At 56.8% G+C, this 20152-nt stretch carries 26 protein-coding genes and 1 tRNA gene; 6 read left to right on the top strand and 21 right to left on the bottom strand.

From position 1 onward, the window contains the following. Positions 1 to 131: 131 nt before the first annotated feature. Entirely contained in the window at positions 132 to 749 is a 618-nt protein-coding gene (locus FY156_04380; GenBank protein ID UXS00783.1) for an FMN-dependent NADH-azoreductase, read from the top strand. 38 nt (positions 750 to 787) lie between these two features. Here the strand turns inward: FY156_04380 and FY156_04375 are convergent, their stop codons facing one another. The 3 genes from FY156_04375 to ilvA form a co-directional block, all read right to left on the bottom strand. Further along, complete coding sequence (locus tag FY156_04375; GenBank protein UXS00782.1) at positions 788 to 2056, bottom strand: GGDEF domain-containing protein; 1269 nt, start codon at positions 2054 to 2056, stop codon at positions 788 to 790. 120 nt (positions 2057 to 2176) lie between these two features. After that, positions 2177 to 2485, bottom strand: a complete 309-nt coding sequence (locus tag FY156_04370; protein UXS00781.1) for a transcriptional activator HlyU — start codon at positions 2483 to 2485, stop codon at positions 2177 to 2179. A 73-nt stretch (positions 2486 to 2558) separates the two neighbouring features. Then, the gene (gene ilvA, locus FY156_04365) at positions 2559 to 3833 is read right to left on the bottom strand and encodes a threonine ammonia-lyase (GenBank protein ID UXS00780.1); all 1275 of its coding nucleotides are present in this window, start codon (positions 3831 to 3833) and stop codon (positions 2559 to 2561) included. Positions 3834 to 3913: 80 nt separating this feature from the next. Here ilvA and FY156_04360 point away from each other — a divergent pair, with 80 nt between their 5' ends. The 3 genes from FY156_04360 (at position 3914) to FY156_04350 (ending at position 6177) form a co-directional block, all read left to right on the top strand. After that, the gene (locus FY156_04360) at positions 3914 to 5371 is read left to right on the top strand and encodes a TrkH family potassium uptake protein (protein UXS00779.1); all 1458 of its coding nucleotides are present in this window, start codon (positions 3914 to 3916) and stop codon (positions 5369 to 5371) included. A gap of 64 nt (positions 5372 to 5435) precedes the next feature. Next, positions 5436 to 5521: transfer RNA gene (locus FY156_04355), tRNA-Leu, on the top strand. 251 nt (positions 5522 to 5772) lie between these two features. Continuing rightward, complete coding sequence (locus FY156_04350) at positions 5773 to 6177, top strand: hypothetical protein (GenBank protein ID UXS03018.1); 405 nt, start codon at positions 5773 to 5775, stop codon at positions 6175 to 6177. A 66-nt stretch (positions 6178 to 6243) separates the two neighbouring features. On the opposite strand, the gene FY156_04345 is transcribed toward FY156_04350, so the two are convergent. Beyond that, on the bottom strand, positions 6244 to 6438 hold the full coding sequence (locus tag FY156_04345) for a hypothetical protein (protein UXS00778.1): 195 nt from the start codon (positions 6436 to 6438) through the stop codon (positions 6244 to 6246). Between the two features lie 175 nt (positions 6439 to 6613). Between FY156_04345 and FY156_04340 the strand changes: the two genes are divergently transcribed. Beyond that, complete coding sequence (locus FY156_04340; protein ID UXS00777.1) at positions 6614 to 6820, top strand: dehydrogenase; 207 nt, start codon at positions 6614 to 6616, stop codon at positions 6818 to 6820. A gap of 241 nt (positions 6821 to 7061) precedes the next feature. On the opposite strand, the gene FY156_04335 is transcribed toward FY156_04340, so the two are convergent. From FY156_04335 to FY156_04270, 14 genes are all read right to left on the bottom strand, one after another. Then, complete coding sequence (locus tag FY156_04335; GenBank protein ID UXS00776.1) at positions 7062 to 7265, bottom strand: hypothetical protein; 204 nt, start codon at positions 7263 to 7265, stop codon at positions 7062 to 7064. Positions 7266 to 7345: 80 nt separating this feature from the next. Then, positions 7346 to 7627, bottom strand: a complete 282-nt coding sequence (locus tag FY156_04330) for a hypothetical protein (protein ID UXS00775.1) — start codon at positions 7625 to 7627, stop codon at positions 7346 to 7348. Between the two features lie 383 nt (positions 7628 to 8010). Beyond that, a complete protein-coding gene (rpsU, locus tag FY156_04325; protein UXS00774.1) occupies positions 8011 to 8247 on the bottom strand; it encodes a 30S ribosomal protein S21 in 237 nt (78 codons plus the stop codon). Positions 8248 to 8271: 24 nt separating this feature from the next. Beyond that, complete coding sequence (locus FY156_04320) at positions 8272 to 8562, bottom strand: cold-shock protein (GenBank protein UXS00773.1); 291 nt, start codon at positions 8560 to 8562, stop codon at positions 8272 to 8274. Positions 8563 to 8672: 110 nt separating this feature from the next. Then, positions 8673 to 8882 (bottom strand): cold-shock protein, encoded by a 210-nt coding sequence (locus FY156_04315; GenBank protein UXS00772.1) that lies wholly within the window; start codon positions 8880 to 8882, stop codon positions 8673 to 8675. 260 nt (positions 8883 to 9142) lie between these two features. Beyond that, on the bottom strand, positions 9143 to 9463 hold the full coding sequence (locus FY156_04310) for a hypothetical protein (GenBank protein UXS00771.1): 321 nt from the start codon (positions 9461 to 9463) through the stop codon (positions 9143 to 9145). Between the two features lie 13 nt (positions 9464 to 9476). Further along, entirely contained in the window at positions 9477 to 9716 is a 240-nt protein-coding gene (locus FY156_04305) for a hypothetical protein (GenBank protein UXS03017.1), read from the bottom strand. A 180-nt stretch (positions 9717 to 9896) separates the two neighbouring features. Continuing rightward, complete coding sequence (locus FY156_04300; GenBank protein UXS00770.1) at positions 9897 to 10610, bottom strand: nuclease; 714 nt, start codon at positions 10608 to 10610, stop codon at positions 9897 to 9899. A gap of 85 nt (positions 10611 to 10695) precedes the next feature. Continuing rightward, positions 10696 to 11229, bottom strand: a complete 534-nt coding sequence (locus FY156_04295) for a MerR family transcriptional regulator (GenBank protein ID UXS00769.1) — start codon at positions 11227 to 11229, stop codon at positions 10696 to 10698. Between the two features lie 232 nt (positions 11230 to 11461). Beyond that, on the bottom strand, positions 11462 to 11800 hold the full coding sequence (locus FY156_04290; protein ID UXS00768.1) for an integration host factor subunit alpha: 339 nt from the start codon (positions 11798 to 11800) through the stop codon (positions 11462 to 11464). Between the two features lie 145 nt (positions 11801 to 11945). After that, positions 11946 to 12917 carry a ketoacyl-ACP synthase III gene (locus FY156_04285; protein ID UXS00767.1) on the bottom strand — a complete coding sequence of 324 codons (972 nt, stop codon included), beginning with the start codon at positions 12915 to 12917 and terminating at the stop codon, positions 11946 to 11948. A 4-nt stretch (positions 12918 to 12921) separates the two neighbouring features. Then, positions 12922 to 13983 (bottom strand): phosphate acyltransferase PlsX, encoded by a 1062-nt coding sequence (gene plsX, locus FY156_04280; GenBank protein ID UXS00766.1) that lies wholly within the window; start codon positions 13981 to 13983, stop codon positions 12922 to 12924. Positions 13984 to 14082: 99 nt separating this feature from the next. Continuing rightward, the gene (locus tag FY156_04275) at positions 14083 to 14646 is read right to left on the bottom strand and encodes a DUF177 domain-containing protein (GenBank protein UXS00765.1); all 564 of its coding nucleotides are present in this window, start codon (positions 14644 to 14646) and stop codon (positions 14083 to 14085) included. Positions 14647 to 14654: 8 nt separating this feature from the next. Next, positions 14655 to 15194 carry a ubiquinol-cytochrome C chaperone gene (locus tag FY156_04270; protein ID UXS00764.1) on the bottom strand — a complete coding sequence of 180 codons (540 nt, stop codon included), beginning with the start codon at positions 15192 to 15194 and terminating at the stop codon, positions 14655 to 14657. A 269-nt stretch (positions 15195 to 15463) separates the two neighbouring features. On the opposite strand from FY156_04270, the gene FY156_04265 reads away from it, so the two are divergent. Next, positions 15464 to 15994 carry an outer membrane protein assembly factor BamE gene (locus FY156_04265; protein ID UXS00763.1) on the top strand — a complete coding sequence of 177 codons (531 nt, stop codon included), beginning with the start codon at positions 15464 to 15466 and terminating at the stop codon, positions 15992 to 15994. Positions 15995 to 16072: 78 nt separating this feature from the next. Here FY156_04265 and FY156_04260 read toward each other — a convergent pair whose 3' ends face one another. From FY156_04260 to nusB, 3 genes are all read right to left on the bottom strand, one after another. Next, positions 16073 to 18211 (bottom strand): sodium-translocating pyrophosphatase, encoded by a 2139-nt coding sequence (locus FY156_04260; protein UXS00762.1) that lies wholly within the window; start codon positions 18209 to 18211, stop codon positions 16073 to 16075. A 194-nt stretch (positions 18212 to 18405) separates the two neighbouring features. Then, entirely contained in the window at positions 18406 to 19629 is a 1224-nt protein-coding gene (locus FY156_04255; GenBank protein ID UXS00761.1) for an MFS transporter, read from the bottom strand. Positions 19630 to 19650: 21 nt separating this feature from the next. Continuing rightward, positions 19651 to 20148 (bottom strand): transcription antitermination factor NusB, encoded by a 498-nt coding sequence (gene nusB, locus FY156_04250; GenBank protein ID UXS00760.1) that lies wholly within the window; start codon positions 20146 to 20148, stop codon positions 19651 to 19653. Positions 20149 to 20152: the final 4 nt, after the last annotated feature.

Here is a 20152-nt window from a genome sequence, read left to right as displayed (position 1 = left end):
GATTGGTTCCACATTATCACAGTTTTCTTGATAACGAGATTTTTCCATATAAGCAGCAAAGGAGGCGGAAACCACCCTCCTCCAACGACCTCCCAAGGCGTCACTAGCCCGTTGCACACAAGGAAAAGACCATGTCCAACATTCTTCTCATCACCTCCAGCCCGCGCGGTGACGAATCGGTTTCCAACAAGTTCGCTGGCGAACTTGCAACGAAGCTGCAGGCCAAGTCGGCAGCGAACACGCTGGTTCACCGCGACCTCGCCGCTGACCCGATCCCGCACCTCGACACGGTCAAGACCTCTGCGATCCGCAAGGCTCCCGACCAGCGCACGAGCGAAGAAGCCGTTGCAGCCAAATATTCCGACAAGCTGGTTGCCGAGCTGATGGCTGCCGACACTGTGGTCATCGGCACTGGCCTCATCAACTTCAACATCTATTCCGGCCTGAAGTCCTGGATCGATAACGTTGCCCGCGCTGGCCAGACCTTCCGTTACACCGAAACCGGCCCGGTTGGCCTTGCCACCGGCAAGAAGGTCTACATCGTTCTGGCGGCAGCCGGCGTTTACTCCGAAGGCCCGGCTGCTTCGATGAACCACGCGGTTCCTTACCTGAAGACCGTTCTCGGCTTCATGGGTATGACTGACGTGGAAGTCATCTACGTTGAAGGCCTGGCATTCGGCCCTGAGGCAGTTGAAAAGGCTGTTGCTGCCGCAGAAGCCAAGGTTGCCGAACTGGCACTGGCTGCCTGATACGACAGCGGATTGCCTGGAAACTCCAGGCAATCGATCTAGCTTTCGATAGAAAATCCATAACGGCCGCGGACCTGATCGCGGCCGTTATTTTTTGCCGCGTAGAGGCGAATATCCGCCTCGGCGAGCAGATTGCGGAAATCCGCCCCGTCCTCGGAAGAAGTGGCAACACCGATACTGACGGTCAAGGGCGTGCCATCCGGCCGCTGCAAATTCGTCGCGATCGTGCATCTGAGGTTCTGCGAGCGGGCAATGGCATCGTCATGCGGCATCGACGGCAGCAGCACGACGAATTCCTCACCACCGAAACGGTACAGGCTGCCAAAGGGCTGCACGGCATCTTTCAGCACGGTTGCAAACTCCTTCAGGATCTCATCCCCCTTCAGATGCCCGAAGGTATCGTTGACGGCCTTGAAATGATCGATATCGACCAGGAGCACGCTGACAGGCTGTTTCCGTTCCAGCCCTTCTGCGACAACAGCAGGTGCATCCAGCTCCATGCGTGCGCGATCCGAGACCCCCGTCAGCATGTCGCGACCCGAACGCGACAGAAGCTCTTCATACCGTTCGCGGAAAGTGAGGTCGTTGAAGACATCGGCAACGTTGCGCCGATGCAGGAAACGGCCCTTTGCCGATGACAGTCTCAGATAGATGGCAAACAGGATCGAATAGATGGCGACAGCCACCATCTTGGCCATCCAGCCATCGTAAAAGACGCCGATAGGTGCGTCGAACATGTAGCGCAAGGCGCCGTAGAAACCGGTCTGGTCGAAGCTCAGAACCACCACGCCGCAGATTGCAAAGCGCAGCACGGTGTGGCGCTGCAGATAACGCCCGAGCTTTTCATAGAGCAGGATGATGGCGATTGCGTCGATGTAGAGGAGGCTGGTTCCCCAGACCATCAGCACGCCCATCTCATCGAGAAAGCCGGCGCTGACGGCCTGTCCCGGCACCACGGCCACGGTCTGATTGAAGCGGATGATCTGCGCCATCACTACGGTCAGGATATTGCCGAGGAAGAGGCCGTAAATGGGCTGGCGGACAATGGCTGCGTCCTCTCTCATGTAGAGCATGAGGATCATCATCAGCTTGCCGGCAAAAAGAATGGACGAACCGGGGGACGCAACACCGAACGGCAAGTCGACATAGAAGACCGCCGCAAGGTAGGTCTCCAGAAAGTGCATGACGCCGAGCGCGGTCAGGAAAACGCCGAGACCGAGGATATGACGGTAATGCAGGAAGGCCGTCATGACCGAGAAATAGACGATAGCCTCTAAGACAAAGAGTGCCTGATTAGCCCATTGCATCGGCACACGCCCTAACGATCCACATCGCGCCAACAGACCGGCGCAACTTCATGTCCACATCGCGAGACGATAGGGCGAAGCGACAAACGGAATCTTAATGAGAACTGGAAAAAGGCGCCCTCATTTCCCGGAAAAGAGCGATGCGCCGTTCTGATCGATGATGAGCTGCGCCTTGCGAACCGTAAACTCCACCGCATCGTCCATGCTGGTGAAAACATCGGCGCGCACGAACTCGTGCACCAGCGTTTCGTCTCCGACCTTTTTCTCGATACGACCGGCGAGGCGGAACTGACCGCCTTCCTTGATAGGCGTCGGGTAGATCAGATATTCGCCATGCGCGTGCGGCTCCACCTGGGCGACCTTCTGCGGAGCATCGGACGGCTGACCGGAACCGAAAGCGGAAAGGATTTTCGAGAAAAACGAGGCCATGACTTTCACTCCCTGTGTCAACGTCGTGTTTTGAAGGGAGAGCGCTTCTCTCCCTTCCCTGTCCGCTCCGGGATCAGATAATCAGGTTCGCCAGAATATCGTTCTCGGTTATGTCCTCATAACCAAGACCCGCCGCCTCGAAACGTTCCAGCAGGCCGGAGAAGTTATCCTTGTCGCTGGTTTCGATACCGATGAGGATCGAACCGAAGTTGCGGGCGGATTTCTTCAGATATTCGAAACGGGCGATATCATCGTCCGGGCCGAGCAGGTTGAGGAAATCTCGCAGCGCGCCGGGACGCTGCGGCAGGCGCAGAATGAAGTATTTCTTCACGCCCGCGTAACGCATGGCGCGCTCCTTGACATCGGGAAGGCGCTCGAAATCGAAGTTGCCGCCCGACACGACAGCGATGACCGTCTTGCCCTCGAGCTTTTCGCGTCCGAGTTTTTCCAACGCGGCGATGGACAGGGCGCCAGCAGGCTCCAGAACCACGCCTTCGACATTCAGCATGTCGATGATGGTGACGCAGATCGCGTTTTCGGGAATGAGCATGACCTGCTCTGCCGGAAAGCTCTTCAGCGCTTCGAAGTTCAGGTCGCCGATACGGGCAACGGCTGCACCGTCGACGAAGTTATCGACCTTGTTGAGCGTGACCGGCTCGCCTTTTTCAAGGCTGCGCTTCAGGCTCGGCGCGCCCTCCGGCTCGCAGAAGATGAAACCATCCTTCTTGACCGTTCCCGCCAGAAAACCGGAAAGACCAGCCGAAAGGCCACCGCCACCGACCGGCATCACCACCAGATCAGGTGTCGTGCCATCGGGAAGCTGATCGACGATTTCGGCAGCCACGGTCGCCTGACCTTCGACGATGTCGGTGTGGTCGAAGGGCGGCACCATGTAGCCGTTGTTTTCTTCGACATAGGCGCGCGCTGCGGCATAGCACTGGTCGAAGATATCGCCGACGAGGCGGATGGAAATGTACTCACCGCCGAAGATGCGGGTCTTGTCGATCTTCTGCATCGGTGTGGTAACCGGCATGAAGACGACGCCGCGAACGCCGAAGTGACGGCATGCGAAGGCAAAGCCCTGCGCGTGGTTGCCAGCGGATGCACAGACGAAAACCTTGTCCTTGCCAGCCTTGGCAACGGCCTTACGCAGAAAGTTGAATGCGCCTCTAATCTTGTAGGAACGAACCGGCGTCAGGTCTTCACGCTTCAACCAAATCGAAGCGCCGTACCGACGGCTAAGATGTTCATTCAACTGCAACGGCGTTTCAGGAAAGATTTCCCGTACTTCCCGCCGCGCTGCCTCCACAAGCTGCTTGTCCACGATTGTCAATCCATTGAAATTCATGATGGCACTCGCTATGCCATAGGAAGACGTCGGAGACAAAGACTCATTTCAGCGCGGCCACGAACTCTGGGTTTCATTTCTTGAACAGTAACCTTCTGCGCTCGGTTATCTACGTGGCTTCGATCTTCGGGCTTTACATGGCAACGGCGATGTTCGTGCCCGCCCTGACCGACCTTTATTATGGCAATGACGACTGGAAGGTGTTTGCGCTGTCCGGTTTCATGTGTGGCGGCTTCGCACTTGCCTGTGCGCTGGCGACACGCGGTCCCATCACCAGCTTCAACAAACGGTTCGGCTTTCTGCTCGTCAACCTTCTGTGGCTGGTCTTTTCGGTGATCGGCGCGGTGCCATTCTTTCTGTCGGAACTCAATCTGACGCTTGGGCAGGCCGTTTTCGAATCCGTTTCCGCCATTACCACGACGGGGTCTACCGCCATTTCAGGGCTTGATCACGCGCCGCAGGGCATCCTGATCTGGCGTTCGCTGCTATGCTGGCTCGGCGGTATCGGTATCGTGGCACTGGGGCTCTTCATTTTGCCGTTGCTACGCGTCGGCGGCATGACGTTCTTTCGCATGGAATCATCCGATACCGGCAACGACCGACCCTTCGCCCGGCTTGCCAGCTTCACCCGCGCCTTCGTCGGCATCTACATCATCATGACATTCGCCTGCACCGTCGCCTTCGACTTTGCCGGAATGAGCCATTTCGATGCGCTCAACCATGCGATGTCTACAGTTGCGACCGGTGGCTTTTCCACGCATGACGCCTCGTTCGCCTATTTCAACAACACCGCCCTTCTGTGGATTGCGACGATCTTCCTGATCTTCGGCAGCCTGCCCTTCTCCGTGATGATCCTTTTGGCCGTGCGGCGCAGGCTGGAGACGTTGCGCGATCCCCAGATTTTCGTGTTTCTCGGTTATCTCTGCGCCATTTCCATCGCTGTTGGCGTGTACCACCATTTGCGAAATGGCGTGGCGCTGGACGAAGCCCTCAGCCACTCCTTCTTCAACATGACCTCGATCCTCTCGACCGGCGGCTTTGCCAGCGACGATTATACGCTGTGGGGGCCGTTCGTTGTGGTGGTGGCGTTCTTTGCGACCTTCATGGGCGGCTGTTCAGGCTCGACGGCCGGCGGCATCAAGGCCTATCGCTTCCTCATCATGTTCAATGTGGCGAGAGCAGGCCTGAAGAAACTCATCTACCCCAACGCGGTCTATTCGGTGCGCTACGGCAAACAGGTGGTCGATCCGGAAACGATCCGCACCGTCTTTCTCTTCGTCAGCTGTTTCATCGCGCTGTGGATTGCGGGCAGCCTGGCGATGAGCGCCATGGGATACGACTTCCTGACGGCAACCTCGGCCGTGGCAACGTCACTCGCCAATGTCGGTCCCGGCATCGGGCCGATCATCGGGCCTGTCGGCAACTTCTCGACCATCAGCGATCCCGCACTTTACCTGCTGTCGGTCCTGATGCTGCTTGGACGTCTCGAAATCCTGACGGTTCTTGTTCTGTTGATGCCGATTTTCTGGCGGAGCTGACGCCGACAAAAGGCGACGGATGCAGTTGACCGAAACCGCCCGCACTGTGTAGATGGGAGTGAGCGCGGACGTGGCGGAATCGGTATACGCAGCAGACTTAAAATCTGCCGGCCCTTGGTCTTGCGGGTTCAAGTCCCGCCGTCCGCACCAATAAAGATAAAAAATACCTGATATTTCAAAACTCTAAGCGGATGAGACTGCTTTCAGTCGACGTTGCCGTGTGACAGGCATCTGATACCTGCGGTCAGGTCTGCCAAATATTGAGACATGCCCAGTTGCTCCCACAGTTCCGCTGTGAGCTGCGGTCGAATTAGAACATCTGACACCTCATAAGTTTCAGTTGCATCGACTCCACCGCAAACGCTAAGCGTGTTTTTTCAAAAGGTTTGGGGGTATCTATGATGAAAACGACAATCGCGCTTCTTGCGTTCTTCACTCTTTCCAGCTCGGCCTTCGCAGCGTCCTGCGAGAAAAACTTCAGTGTTTCGGGCGTACCCATGCTGACGGCCGTGTCCTACAAGTCCTGGCAGGAGTTGCCGAAGGCGAAGGCGCCTGCCGTTCTTCAGAAGCTTGCTCAGGCTGTTGCGGCAGAAGGTTTCTCCGGCATCCAGATCAACAAGGCACTTTCTACCGTGGACGCTCACCAGGAGACGTCGGGCAGCGGCAGAATTCAGACGCTGCGGGTTGTTGCACGGCAGAAAGGCGCCGGCGTGCGGATTGATGTCGTGTTCAGCATTCAGGCCGGGCAGGTTACCGACAAGAACATCGTTCGCAAGGGCATCTGCGACATCATCGCTGGCGCGTGATCGTCGCCGACAGAGCGAATATCGTACGGTCATCCATGCGCGCCGCGTTCACTCGCGGCCGCATCATCATTCCGGCCTGTCGGGAATAATCAACCAGAAGAGCTGCACGAGATCGTTCCAGAGGCGGACGGTATCCTCGATCATTTCCATGATGTCCCAATAGACGTAGATGGCGCCCAAGGTCAGCGCGCCAAGTAGGAGCCAGGGCCAGATCGGGCGGCGTTTCGGATTGGCTTCAGGCTGTTCGCTTGGATGGTTCATTGGCAATCTCCCCTTCCCGGACCTAAGGCAAAATCGCCATCATCTCAAGACGGCAAAGACTTGGGCTTGACTCATTTGCCTACGAGAACATAATAGGAACATCGCTTGGCACGGCGGCGTGTGCCTTTCGAAAAATGCAGGGCAATTTTGAACTCTTGAACCGGAGAATGAGAACGTGCGCCTACAATCAAGAGAGCCGGAGGCAGATCCGGTTGAACATATCATTGCCTGGCATGACGGCGACAGCCGCGCTGCGATCGAGACGTTGATGGAGGACATTCAGCATTTACGTCTGCAGCTTGCGCTCGCAACGGCGGCCATGGGTAGAGGTTTTACGCGAGGCTGGCTTCCAACTGAAAACCGGGGTGATATCGAGGAATAAAGCGCAAACACCCTAGCAAGAGACAGCACAATCATCCTGTGCCGATTGGCTCAAACATTATCCCGAGGGCGGTGCAACGATTGAAAACGCCCTCTTCTCATTCCGCAAAGCTGTGATGCGCCAAAAGTAGCTCGCGATTTTCCGAGAACTCTACGGGCACGGGATTGCCGACATGTCTCGGCACGGGACGCATCTCAATTCCGCGCAAGAACCAACACTTGCGGTGAGCAGGTATCGGAGATCATGACTTTTTTCGACGGGGTGTTGGCGTAGAGACTGGTACGGTTTCTTGCGCTTCCCGCATGAGACGCAACCGTGCGGTTTTCTGCGCACGCTGGGCTGCCTCTACAGCAATGATCTGTTTTGCAGCACTATCAGTTGTAGAGGCCTTATTTTGAGTTGGGGCCTTTTCAGGCTTGAAGAATGCCTCTTTCGTAATCGTCATAACGAATTCCTTTCAGGAAGATATAACGCACAGTCAACGTGGACGGACAGCTCTATGGAGCAGGAGTGTGACCGATACAGTCAATCCTTGGCGTCCGGCTGCTCTTCCAGGGTTGAGTCTTCGGTGACTTCCGCTCCCAATTGACTCTGTATTTCACTTTGAGACTGTCCAAGCACCTGAAGAAGCGCTGAATGTTCTGGCTTTCCAGCGTGTTCTTCAAGGAAATCGGCAAGTGACGTGCGCGTCTGGTGCCCGCCGGATGGCTCATTCGCTTTGTGCACCACAGTCATTTGGCCATCCTCGACTTCCAGAGACCACCGATCACCGTTGCTGCTAACCGAGAATTCCTTCGTTTCGCTCATCGACGTTCCAATCTTTTGTGAAGTCTGTCGGAAATGTCCTGCCCTGAAAAGGCGCTGGCGCTCCTCAAGCGCAGTCCAGAACGATCAGACTGGCGGCAGCTCCTCACTGTCTTTTACAAACTGCGCAATGAGGTGTCGCGCAGCACGCATTCTGATCAACTGCTCTGTCGCATTACTGAAGTTTCGCATTCCTGCGTCGACAAGAGCAGTGTTCAGTCGTTCGAATTCTTCTACGGACGTTTTACAGACGGAAGACATCTCAACCTCTCATGTTCAATGCCAGGAACTCTGGAATCCAAACGGAATGACCGTGTAGTCAGAAACCCTGCAGTAACCTCCCAGAGGGTGCGAAAGATCGCTGTTTCAGACCTCAAATGACGTGGTCAACGTGGTCGAACAGCCTTCTTTGGAGCAGGAAGCAATCCCTCACGCTGCATCTTCTTTTTCAGCAGTTTGCGGTGACGGCGAACAGACTCGGCCTCTTGGCGGATGCGCTTTTCGGATGGCTTTTCGTAGGCACTGCGGGCCTTCATTTCACGAAAGACACCTTCGCGCTGCAATTTCTTTTTCAGGACACGAAGCGCCTGCTCAATATTGTTTTCCCGAACGATAACTTGCAAAATCTCTCCTTATCTGACGCTGGTCTATTTCCTGGTTTTGAGAGCGGACAAATCGATCCAGCTCGAACCAGCCTTTTGATGTGCGGATGCCCGGTTCACCTCAATCACGCGAGCCGTGGAGGCTTCGGTGTCGATATCGTCCTCGTCGATATTACGATCGAAATTTTCGCCATTAAGACGGACCCGGTAGCGGGCAAGGCCGTATGTGATTGGCAGCACTGCAAGGATCTGACCCGTTCCCTTCGGTTGCACGCTGCCACGGGTGCGTGCTTTGAGTACGATTGTATCGCCGGTGTGATAACGGACGTTCGGCATGAGAGCCTCCTAGGCCCAGAAAAATAAAGGCCGGGCGTTACCCCGACCTCTCATCGTCATCCACTCTGGCCGCCAGTACATCCGTGGTCGGCTGTGAGCAAATGACAAATTTATGCTGCCTGAAGATTGTCAGCCGAGCTTTTACCGGACTTGCGGTCCTGTACGATGTCGTAACGGACCTTCTGTCCATCAACGAGCGAGCTCAGGCCAGAACGTTCAACAGCCGAGATGTGGACGAAGATGTCCGTCGAGCCGTTGTCAGGCTGAATGAAGCCGAAGCCTTTGGTTGCGTTGAACCACTTTACGGTACCAGTGTTCATAACGATTTCCTTTCAAAGCAATCGTTGTTGTTCCCGCGAAACCTCGCAGGATTGGATCGATATTTTGAGAGGAAATCCGACGGGAGCTAAGCTCTGGACCGACGTCACAAGCAATGTGTCGATGACTGTATATATGATGAAATTTCAAGATTTGCAATGAAATTGCCAAATTTCATGATAGATTGTTTTGAAGTCACTGTTTTAATGCAGTTAATTTATCTCAGATATTTTCTTTTCCCTTCGCAATTTTTACAATCCTATTATTTTTCACCTGGGAAAAATCGAATGAGTTGAGTTGCCGTAATCTTTTCTCGGCTCACCACATCTGAAGAAATACAGGATTCAATATTTCTGCGTAGATCGACTGGAACCTCCGGTCCACCAGCCTTCAAAAGCTTGTCGCTCATCGCAAAAAGTGCCGTGACCTCCACACTGCATTGAGAGGCTGACATAATTTCTATTGCCGATGCCTTGGGAGCCATCACATCCAAATCGGTCCTGGCCGCATAAACGGTCAAAAGATACCAGACAGAAAAGAACACTCCCCAAAGCAGCATGCTGCCGAGAACATAAGCGCGCACGGGTTTTTCCCCACTATTTGCTGAGTATAGGAAGGCCCTGAATGGCATATCGCGGGAGCGGTTTTCGAAATGTCACGCGGTCCCGCTTCTGTATCCCGAACAAGAAGAGCATTTCTTCTTTGAGGTCATCAGGATCGGTCATTCCATCCTGAAAAAGCTGAATAATTTTACGTGCGGCAGCGTTAAAGGATCGCTCGTCGTCTTCGAGCATATGGAAGCCGAAGCCCGCATCAGACAATACGACTTGCAACATCTTCAGATCGTCAGAGGTAATCAGGCCTTGTTCACTTATGGAAGACATCATGTCCTCCTTTCGTTGGGGCCAAGGAATTTAACCTTGAAACGGTAACGCCCTTTTAAAAAGCTACCGGAAGAAAGAGCCTGCGCGCTTCATCGACAATTAGCAAGCGAATTCCCTAAATCGAATTCGACACTAAAGCCGACCGCACCAGGACTGGTTTTTTGCCCCTGCCGGATGCGCCAGTCCTTCGCGAACGAGCTGGTCGGCGAAGGAAACGCCAGAGCGGGAGAGTTGAGCACCGTTGTTACCGCCGGAGGCTACGTTGAAGGCACCGGCGTTCAGCATGTCGCGCAGGCGAACCTTGGCGACGAAACCACGCTGGCGCTCTTCCATGCAACGTGCGCCGTCGATCTGCGGCACACTGATGCCTGCGATCTGCATCTTCACGCCCTTCATCCAGAACGTATTGCCGTCTGCCACACAATTGTTGAGACCGGACTGTCCGCAGAAAGCAAAGGCGCCGCTCTTTTCACCAAACGAGGCTTTTTCAACGGCAGGCCGTGTCTCAGGCAAGGTGGCAACCTGCGCCGACCGTGAGGCAGGGACCGTGTTGATGGGGCGTGGCGGGATGGGGCCGTTGCCCGGCAGCGTAGGCGCAGAGGGACGGATAGACGCGGTTTTCACCGGTGCCGTCGCCTCGCGTCTGGCGGTCTCCGTGGGGCGTGACGGGTTGGCCGGCTGCTGTGTTGTCCTGGCAAACTGCCGTTTTGGCAGGAGGCTATCGCGATGTTCGTAAGCCTGAATGCCGCCCACAACGACGCCGAACATCAGCAGCCACGGCCATACACTGCCGCCACTCGATTTTCCTGACGTGCGCCGCCGCGCTTTCGTTTTTCGATTGCTCACGGTTGGACTCCTTTTTACGGAGCCGCATTATCGGCGAAAGGAGTTTCCGAAAGGTTGGCATTTCAAGATGCCTGTGGATAACGGATCAACGAACCTGATCGAGCAGGCGCTTGCATTCCAGAAGATCAAACAGGGCTTCCTGCAACAGTGCCTGGTCATCCTTGCCGATGCTGGACTTGCCGATCGACACATCGGAATCGCTGCTGCTGCCGCCAAAACCGAAGAACCGGCCGCTTGGCTTAACCTTGGCACGGCCGACGACTTCGTCCTCATCCGCATCCAACACCCGTGGTTCGGCCACTTCCTTCTCGCCGCTTGCCGCCATGATGGCTTCCATCGTGGCAAGATCGCCGGATGCAATGGCCGCAACGAAACGGTTTCCATTGGCTTTCAGAAGCTTCTGAACGCCTTTGATGGTGTAACCGTGATCATAGAGAAGGTGGCGAATGCCCTTGAGAAGATCGATATCGTCGGGACGGTAATAACGACGCCCCCCGCCCCGCTTCATGGGCTTGATCTGAGGAAAACGCGTTTCCCAGAAACGAAGCACATGCTGCGGCAGGTTCAGATCATCCGCCACTTCACTGATTGTGCGAAACGCGTCGGGGCTTTTGTCCAACTCTTAACTCCCATCCAGACCGTCGATAGCGCAGGATGCCAGATCCCTCACGCAGCGCGTGAAAACCGGGATCGATTTTCGACGGGACGATGCGCAAATTCAAATCGCTAAAATTGATTATGATGCGAATCGACTTCATTTCAACGGCTTGAACGTTGAAATTCAAGTATGTTCACAGGAAGGAACGGAAAACGCAGGATGCTGCCGGTAAAATCCGGCAACCGACAGGCGTTTAAGAGCCGGCTTTCTGGCTCTTCTGCTTGACCTTGCGGGCCGTGTGCGCCTTGAGAATGCGCTGCTTCAGGACGTTGGACGCCTTGAAGGTCATGACGCGACGCGGAGAAATCGGCACTTCCTCACCCGTTTTCGGGTTACGGCCGATACGCTCGTTCTTTTCGCGGATCTGAAACGTTGCAAAGGACGAGAGTTTGACAACCTCACCGCGTGTGATGGCGTTGCAAATCTCGTCGATGATCGTCTCGACCAGTTCAGCGGATTCGGTACGGGACAGTCCTACCTTACGAAACACAGATTCTGCCAGATCTGCGCGTGTCACTGTCTTCCCGGCCATTTTTCCCCGCAAACCGTCAAAAAAAATTTTCTCTTGAGCCGCCGAGATTATTTCCCTTGTGACGACCGGTCAAGCGATTGTTCCAGATTCACGTGTGGCTTTCGGCAATTGCTGCAATGGTTTAGTCATTGCCGAAACACAAGTGTTACCAGCGCAACAGCACCGCGCCCCAGGTGAAACCGCCACCCATGGCTTCCAGCATCACCAGATCGCCCTTCTTGATGCGTCCGTCACCGGCAGCAACCGCAATTGCCAGCGGAATGGAAGCGGCAGAGGTGTTGCCGTGCTGGTCCACGGTGATGACGACCTTCTCGGGATCGATGCCGAGTTTTTTCGCCGAGCCGTCGATGATGCGCTTGTTGGCCTGATGCGGCACGAGCCAATCCAGGTCGTCGGCGGTGGTGCCCGTCGCGTCAAACGCGGCTTCGATCACGTCGGTGATCATGCCGACAGCGTGTTTGAAGACTTCGCGGCCTTCCATGCGCAGATGACCGACCGTACCGGTGGTCGAAGGGCCGCCATCAACGAAGAGCTTGTCCTTGTGCGAGCCGTCGGAGCGCAGCTGCGAGGTCAGAACACCACGATCAGCGGACGTGCCTTCGCCCTGACCTGCCTCAAGCACCAGTGCACCGGCACCATCACCGAACAGAACGCAGGTCGTGCGATCCTTCCAGTCGAGAATGCGCGAGAAGGTCTCGGCACCGATAACCAGCACGCGCTTGGCCATGCCACCGCGAATGTAGAGATCGGCCGTCGACACGGCGTAGACGAAACCGGAACAGACAGCCTGAACGTCGAAGGCAAAGCCATGCGTCATGCCCAGACGGTTCTGGATGTTGACGGCCGTTGCCGGGAAGGTGTTGTCGGGCGTTGACGTCGCCAGGATGATGAGGTCGATGTCAGCAGGTGTCAGACCGGCATTGTCGAGGGCTGCGCGCGCTGCCGCTTCACCCAGCGACGCCGTCGTTTCACCTTCGCCGGCGATGTAACGCTGCTTGATGCCGGTGCGCTGCACGATCCATTCGTCGGAGGTTTCGACAACCCCTTCGATTTCCTGGTTGGTCATGACACGCTTCGGGAGCGCTGCCCCGAAACCACGTACGATAGAGCGGATCATTCCGTTATTCCTCATCAGCCACGAGTGCTTCGGGCGCCGGTGGCGGAAGCCGTCTTGCGTGGTAAACCTTCAGGTCGTTTTCTATTTTCGCTGTCAGGCCGTTGTGGACCATGTCGTAGCCAACGTCGACCGCGGACGCAAAACCAAGGGCGTCCGTGCCGCCGTGGCTTTTGATGACAATGCCGTTCAAGCCGAGAAACACACCACCATTGACCTTGCGCGGGTCCATCTTCTCACGCAGCACGTCGAACGCGCTCTTGGCCAGGATGTAGCCGATCTTGGCAATGAAGCTGCGGGAAATCGCCTCACGCAGCAGTGTGGTGATCTGGCGTGCCGTGCCTTCGGCTGCTTTCAGGGCAATGTTGCCGGTAAAGCCCTCGGTGACGACGACATCCACCGTACCCTTGCCGATATCGTCACCTTCAACGAAGCCGCGATAATCGATGGTAGCGAGATCGGCTTCACGGATCAGACGACCCGCCTCGCGAACCTCATCCTGCCCTTTGACCTCTTCGACGCCGACATTCAGCAGGCCGACCGTCGGACGGTCGATATCGAACAGCGCCCGCGCCATCGCGCCACCCATCAGGGCGAAATCGAGAAGCTGCTGGGAATCCGCACCGATCGTCGCGCCGACGTCGAGCACGATGCTTTCGCCTTTCAACGTCGGCCAGATGCCGGCAATCGCCGGACGCTCGACGCGCGCCATGGTGCGCAGGCAGAACTTGGCCATGGCCATCAGAGCGCCGGTGTTACCGGCAGAGACGGCAACGTCTGCTTCACCCAGTTTCACGGCCTCGATAGCGCGCCACATACTGGAGACGTAGCGACCACGGCGTAACGCCTGGCTCGGCTTTTCGTCCATGCCAACAGAAACTTCACAATCGTGAAAGACCGACTTTTCCCGGAGCGCGGGATACTGTGCCAGAATGGGTTCGCATTTGCTTTTCTGCCCGTACAGCAGAAAAGTCACATCGTTATGCCGATCAAGCGCCTTGGCGGCACCGGGGATGGCAACATCAGGGCCGAAGTCGCCGCCCATGACGTCAATTGCTATTCTGATCACTCGTCCCTTGTCCTTCTTGCCGCCGTTGCAGCGAATTTTTGCGCGAAAATACCTTTTCCGGCTTTTGTTACAATAAAATTATTCCGCCGCCTGGCGCATTCAGTCTTTTTTCCAGTCTTTCAGCACGGCAAAGGGCGAAGGCCGTTTTTCCAGTTCCGGCTCCTTTTCGCCTTTCACCGCGAATTCGGCGTCGGGTTTGCGTGGGTAGGGATCGATCGCCAAAGCTGCGAATTCCGCAACCACGGCGCCAACATCAATGCTGTCACCGGTGAACTGGTCGGGAATATCCGGACCATCCGGATCGAGAACGATCTCGCCCTGTTCGTTGGTGACCATGCGCGCCAGCTTCGATCCCTCGGGAACGAAAATATGCTCCACCGTTTCATCGATCTTGCTCGGCACAGGCTCGAGGGTCACGACGCAAGACTGGGTTATGGCAGCGTGCACTTCGCCCTTGATTTTGATACCGTCCTTTTTCCAACGGGACACCTGCAACTCCGCCTTCAGGTATTCGACGGAGACAACATCCCAGAATTTAGCCAGCGCCTTCAGCTCTTCCGCATCGGCTTCGAGACCAATCCTGACGGGATTGGCGGAAATATGGCCTACCTTCACGGGATAGGAAAAAGGCACGTCGTCGTTTGCTGCATGTCGCGCGTTCATTTTGAACCTCACTGTCCGGGCAAGGGAAGCGTCAGGCTTCCAGTCGCAACCCTATCTTCGGATTGCGCGGAAAGAACGTCTGACGCCTTCATCATCCATTGTGCCAGCGCCATCATGTCGGGCGCGGCTTCATCTGATTGCGGATATATATTGCGCTTCAGGGCAGCCGCAAGAGCTGCGGAATCGGAAGCATCAAGCGCGGCGGCGTAGGATTCGAGCCGCCCGTAAAACATGCCGGCAAATTTCTTCATGCGTTTGGGAACGCCCTGATCGCCGATCCCCAGCTCCCGCATCGAGTGGTCGAGGTCCTGAAAAAAAGCGTCGACAATCTCCTGGGCGATCTCCTGACCGCTGACATCAGAGGTTTTCGTGCGGCGAAAATAGAGAATCATCACCGCAGCCAGCATCTCGAAACGGCCCATAACGGTGTCGGGAACGCCCATATCGAGATAAAATTCGGGCGTACGTGCTGCCGAGGTCAGGACCGTGTATTGCCGGTCGACTATGGCGCGATTGTTATTTCTCTTCTTGAACAGCCCGAATATCATCGTTTTTTCCGCACAGAACCGGTGATTTCGATTCCGACCCATCGCACTTGTTGCATGATCGTGAAAGCTGGTTTACCGAAGCATCCACGAATTGCAATGCCATCGCGGTCACGTTCATCTTGCGGCTGAAACAGTCGAAGAGAACCGGAGGAGGCTGAACCGGGCGCGAAAGCACTGCATTCAAGGGGAAAGCGGACGTGTCCGTCCCCGGATTGACATAATCATGTGCACAGACACTGTGCACCACGTAATGCCGGAAGGTATGATTCATGACCGCAGTCGGGGAGTCGCAGTTGAGCAAGCAGAAATCGACACGTCATAGCAAGACCCTGAGCGCAACCGCCATCGCCGTTGTACTCTCAGCCGGTCTTCTTTCTGCGTGCAGCAGCACGACCGATGTTTTCCATAACGGCTACGTCATGGACGAACAGTCGCTTCCGCTCATTCCGGAAGGTTCCAGCCGCGAACAGGTTCTGCTGACGATGGGCACGCCGTCCACGACCGCGACCTTCGGCAACGAAGTCTTCTACTACATTTCCCAGAAGCGCGTGCGTCGCGCCGCCTTCCTCAAGCCGCAGCTTGTCGAGCAGAACATTCTGGCCATCTATTTCAACAAGGATGGCGTAATCGAGCGCAAGGCCAACTACACGCTTCAGGACGGCAAGGTGTTCGACACGATTTCGCGCACGACGCCAACAGGCGGCAAGGACCTCACCTTCCTGCAGCAGCTTCTTTCGGGCGGCACGTCCGGCGCCAACATCGCCAAGAGCATTCTGGGTGCGGAAGGCAATACGCCGTAACGGGCAAAACCCATCCCAAAATAACAAGGCCCGTGGAGCGATCCACGGGCCTTTCTTGTTGGCGGGACTTTCGAGGCTTCAGCCGGCGAGAATCGCCAGCAGTAGCAGGGCCACGATATTGGTGATCTTGATGGCCGGATTGACGGCAGGGCCAGCGGTATCCTTGTAAGGGTCACCCACCGTGTCGCCTGTTACGGATGCCTTGTGCGCATCAGAACCCTTGACGTGACGCACGCCATCCTTGTCAACGAAACCGTCTTCAAAGCTTTTTTTGGCGTTGTCCCAGGCACCACCGCCCGATGTCATGGAAATGGCGACGAACAGGCCGTTGATGATGACGCCCAGCAGGGAAGCGCCAAGTGCTGCGAAGGCGGACGCCTTGGAGCCGGAAATCAGCAGCACACCGAAGTAGACGACGATGGGTGCGAGAACCGGCAGCAGCGAGGGAATGACCATTTCCCGGATCGCCGCCTTGGTCAGCAGATCGACAGCCTTGCCGTAATCCGGCTTTTCCGTACCGGCCATGATGCCGGGCTTTTCGCGGAACTGGCGACGAACCTCTTCCACGATCGAGCTTGCAGCCTTGCCAACCGCCGTCATGGCAATGCCACCGAACAGATAGGGAATAAGGCCGCCAAACAGCAGGCCTGCGACGACGTAAGGGTTGGAAAGGCTGAAGGAGATTTCCCCGACATCCTTGAAGTAGGGATAGGTCTCGCCATTGGCGGCGAAGTAGGACAGGTCGTTCGAATAGGCGGCAAACAGCACCAGTGCACCGAGACCGGCAGAGCCGATCGCGTAACCCTTGGTCACCGCCTTGGTGGTGTTACCGACGGCATCCAGCGCGTCAGTCGCCTTGCGTACATCCGGATCGAGACCGGCCATTTCCGCGATACCGCCGGCGTTATCGGTGACGGGACCAAAGGCATCGAGCGCTACGATCATGCCGGCGAGACCGAGCATGGCCGTAACCGCAATACCGGTGCCGAAAAGGCCACCGAGCTGATAGGTGGTGATGATGCCGCCGACGATGACGATGGCTGGCAGCGCGGTCGATTCCAGCGACACGGCAAGTCCCTGAATGACGTTGGTGCCGTGACCGGTGACGGAGGCCTGTGCAATGGAATTGACCGGGCGCTTGTTGGTGCCGGTGTAATATTCGGTAATCACCACGATCAAGGCCGTCACGACCAGACCGATGATGCCGCAGAAGAAGAGGTTTGTGCCCGTCACCTCCATGCCGGCGACCGTGCCGATCGGACCCCAGCCGATTGTGCCGAAAGTTGCGACGGCGAGACCGGCAATCGAAAAGATGCCGGTTGCGATCAGTCCCTTGTAGAGTGCGCCCATGATGGAGTTGTTGGTGCCGAGCTTGACGAAGAAGGTTCCGGCAACCGAGGTCAGGATGCAGGCGCCGCAGATCGCCAGGGGATAGGCCATGGCGCTTTCCAGCACCGGCGTTCCCGCAAAGAAAATGGCCGCAAGAACCATGGTTGCGACGACCGAAACGGCATAGGTTTCGAAAAGGTCGGCCGCCATGCCGGCGCAGTCGCCGACATTGTCACCGACGTTGTCGGCAATGGTTGCCGGGTTGCGTGGATCATCTTCGGGAATGCCCGCTTCCACCTTGCCGACAAGGTCGCCACCGACATCCGCACCCTTGGTGAAGATGCCGCCACCGAGACGGGCGAAGATCGAGATCAGCGATGCGCCGAAACCGAGCGACACGAGCGAATCGATCACTTCACGCGAACCGGCCGGATGGCCCATCACCGATGTGAGGATGAAGTAATAGATCGATACGCCCAAGAGCGCGAGGCCAGCCACGAGCATGCCGGTGATCGCACCCGACTTGAAGGCGATGTCGAGACCGGACGAAAGGCTGTGGGATGCGGCCTGCGCAGTGCGCAGGTTGGCGCGCACCGAGACGTGCATTCCGACGAAACCGGCAGCGCCTGACAGCACGGCGCCGATGATGAAGCCGATGGCCGCCATGGCCGACAGGAGATACCAGGCAAGGACTGCAACAATCAGCCCGACGATGGCAATGGTGAGATACTGACGAGTGAGATAAGCCTGCGCACCCTCGCGGATATAACCCGCTATTTCCCGCATACGCTCGTTGCCTTCATCGGCATCGAGAACGCTTTTGGTCGCCCATGCCGCGTAAACCACGGACAGGAAACCGCATAAAATTACAATGGGTATTACGGTCATGCGCACTTACCTCCCAAAAGGCCGGGTCTCACTCCCTCCCCGGCGCGGCGAAACCATGTGCTGCGGCAATTTGTTCCCCTCCCAAGGAAAAAATGCCTGCACGTCGAGATTGCGTTGCCGGAAGGCGCGGCGTCAACCCCTACATTTGATTTGGAATTTAACCAGTTCAGCGTGGCGCAAGCTGCGCCCGGCCGTCACGCGGTCTTTTTTCTGCCGCTCAGCAAAAGAGACAGGACCAGCAGAAGGCAAAGCCCCGCGACAGGCCAGATGACGAGGTTCATGACCGACCAGCCCCAGGCCGTGAACACCTTGCCGGAAGAGAAGGACGAAAGCGCCACGGTGCCGAACAGCACGATATCGTGGAAACCCTGCACCTTGTCGGCCTCATGCGGGCGATAGCAGGAGGTGATGATCGAGGTCGCGCCGATGAAACCGAAGTTCCAGCCAAGGCCAAGCAGAATGAGCGCCGTCCAGAAGTTCCAAAGCTCAATGCCCATATGCGCAACGATGGCGCAGCCCATCAGCACGATCAGACCGGTAGCGACGATCTTTTCAGCGCCAAAGCGGGAAATCAGCATGCCGGTAAAAAAGCTCGGCCCGAACATGGCAATCACATGCCACTGGATGCCAAGCGTGGCGAGTTCGGAAGGAAAACCGCAACCGATGACCATGGCAAGCGGCGCACCGGTCATCATGAAGGTCATGAGCGCATAACTGCCAATACCGCAGACCATGCCGGTAATGAAACGATGCGAGCTGACGATTTCCGAAAGCGGGCGCGCAGGTTCCGCCGCGCCGGCAGAGGCTTTCAGATCCGGCAGTTTCAGGAAGGCAAGAACGGCGATGGCGGCAAGGCCGAGCGGCACCAGCGCCAGAAAGGCTCCGGCAAAGGTCACGGGGGCCAGAATATCCTTGCCGAAAATCGCAAGCTGCGGCCCGACGATGGCGGAAACGATGCCGCCGCCCAAAATCCACGAGATGGCCTTGGGCTTGTAAAAGGATGGAGAGGCGTCGGCCGCCGCAAAGCGGATCTTCTGGGTAAAGCCACCGGAAATACCGATCAGCAGCAGGCCGAATGCGAAAAGCCAGAATTCCGAACGGAAAAGTGCCAGTGCCGCGACCGCGCCGCCTGTCGAGGACATCAGCGCGCCAACGATAAAGCCCGCCTTGCGTCCCAGAAAGCGGGAGGCGAAGGCAACGCAGATGGCGCCAAGTGCCACACCGAGATTGAAGCCGGTGAGCGGCGCTGTTGCCAGCGATTTGTCCGCTCCGAGAAGCTGGTAGCCGGCAAGGCCCCCCACCGCAAAACTCAAAGGCGCAGCCGATCCCATGATCGCCTGCGCCACAGTCAGCAGAAAGACATTCCGCTTCGCCGCAACCAGTTGAGTCTCAAGTCCGGTGGCGGGTACTGCGCTCATGTCTTCCTCACATTCTCATAGTCAGCGTTTTGTCTCGCCGCGAACCTGCTTGGCAATACGGTCAAGCACCGCATTGACGAGCTTCGGCTCGTCTTCCGCAAAAAAGGCGCGGGCGATTTCAACATATTCGGTCACGACAACGGCAACCGGCACATCTTTGCGCTCAAGAATCTCGAAAGCGCCGGCGCGAAGGATGGCGCGCACCGTGGCGTCGAGACGCGACAACGGCCAGTCTTCCAGAAGGGCGGAGCGAACGATCGGATCGATCTTCGTCTGGTCGCGAACAACGCCTGATACGATCGAGCGGAACCAGGACGGGTCAGCCTTGAGGTAGGTGTCGCCATCGACTTCCTGGCCGAGACGATGCGCCTCGTATTCCGCAACGACTTCCATCACGCCGGTGCCACCGACATCCATCTGGTAGAGTGCCTGCACAGCGGCAAGACGCGCAGCGCCACGCTGGTTGACGGGCTTGACCGAAGGCTGGCGCGGTGCGCCGCCGTTTTCAACGTTCGACATGCGT

Source organism: Agrobacterium tumefaciens, from assembly GCA_025559845.1.
GTDB lineage: Bacteria > Pseudomonadota > Alphaproteobacteria > Rhizobiales > Rhizobiaceae > Agrobacterium.
Note: the sequence above shows the minus strand (reverse complement) of the source record. Positions and strands in the feature narration are given on the sequence as shown.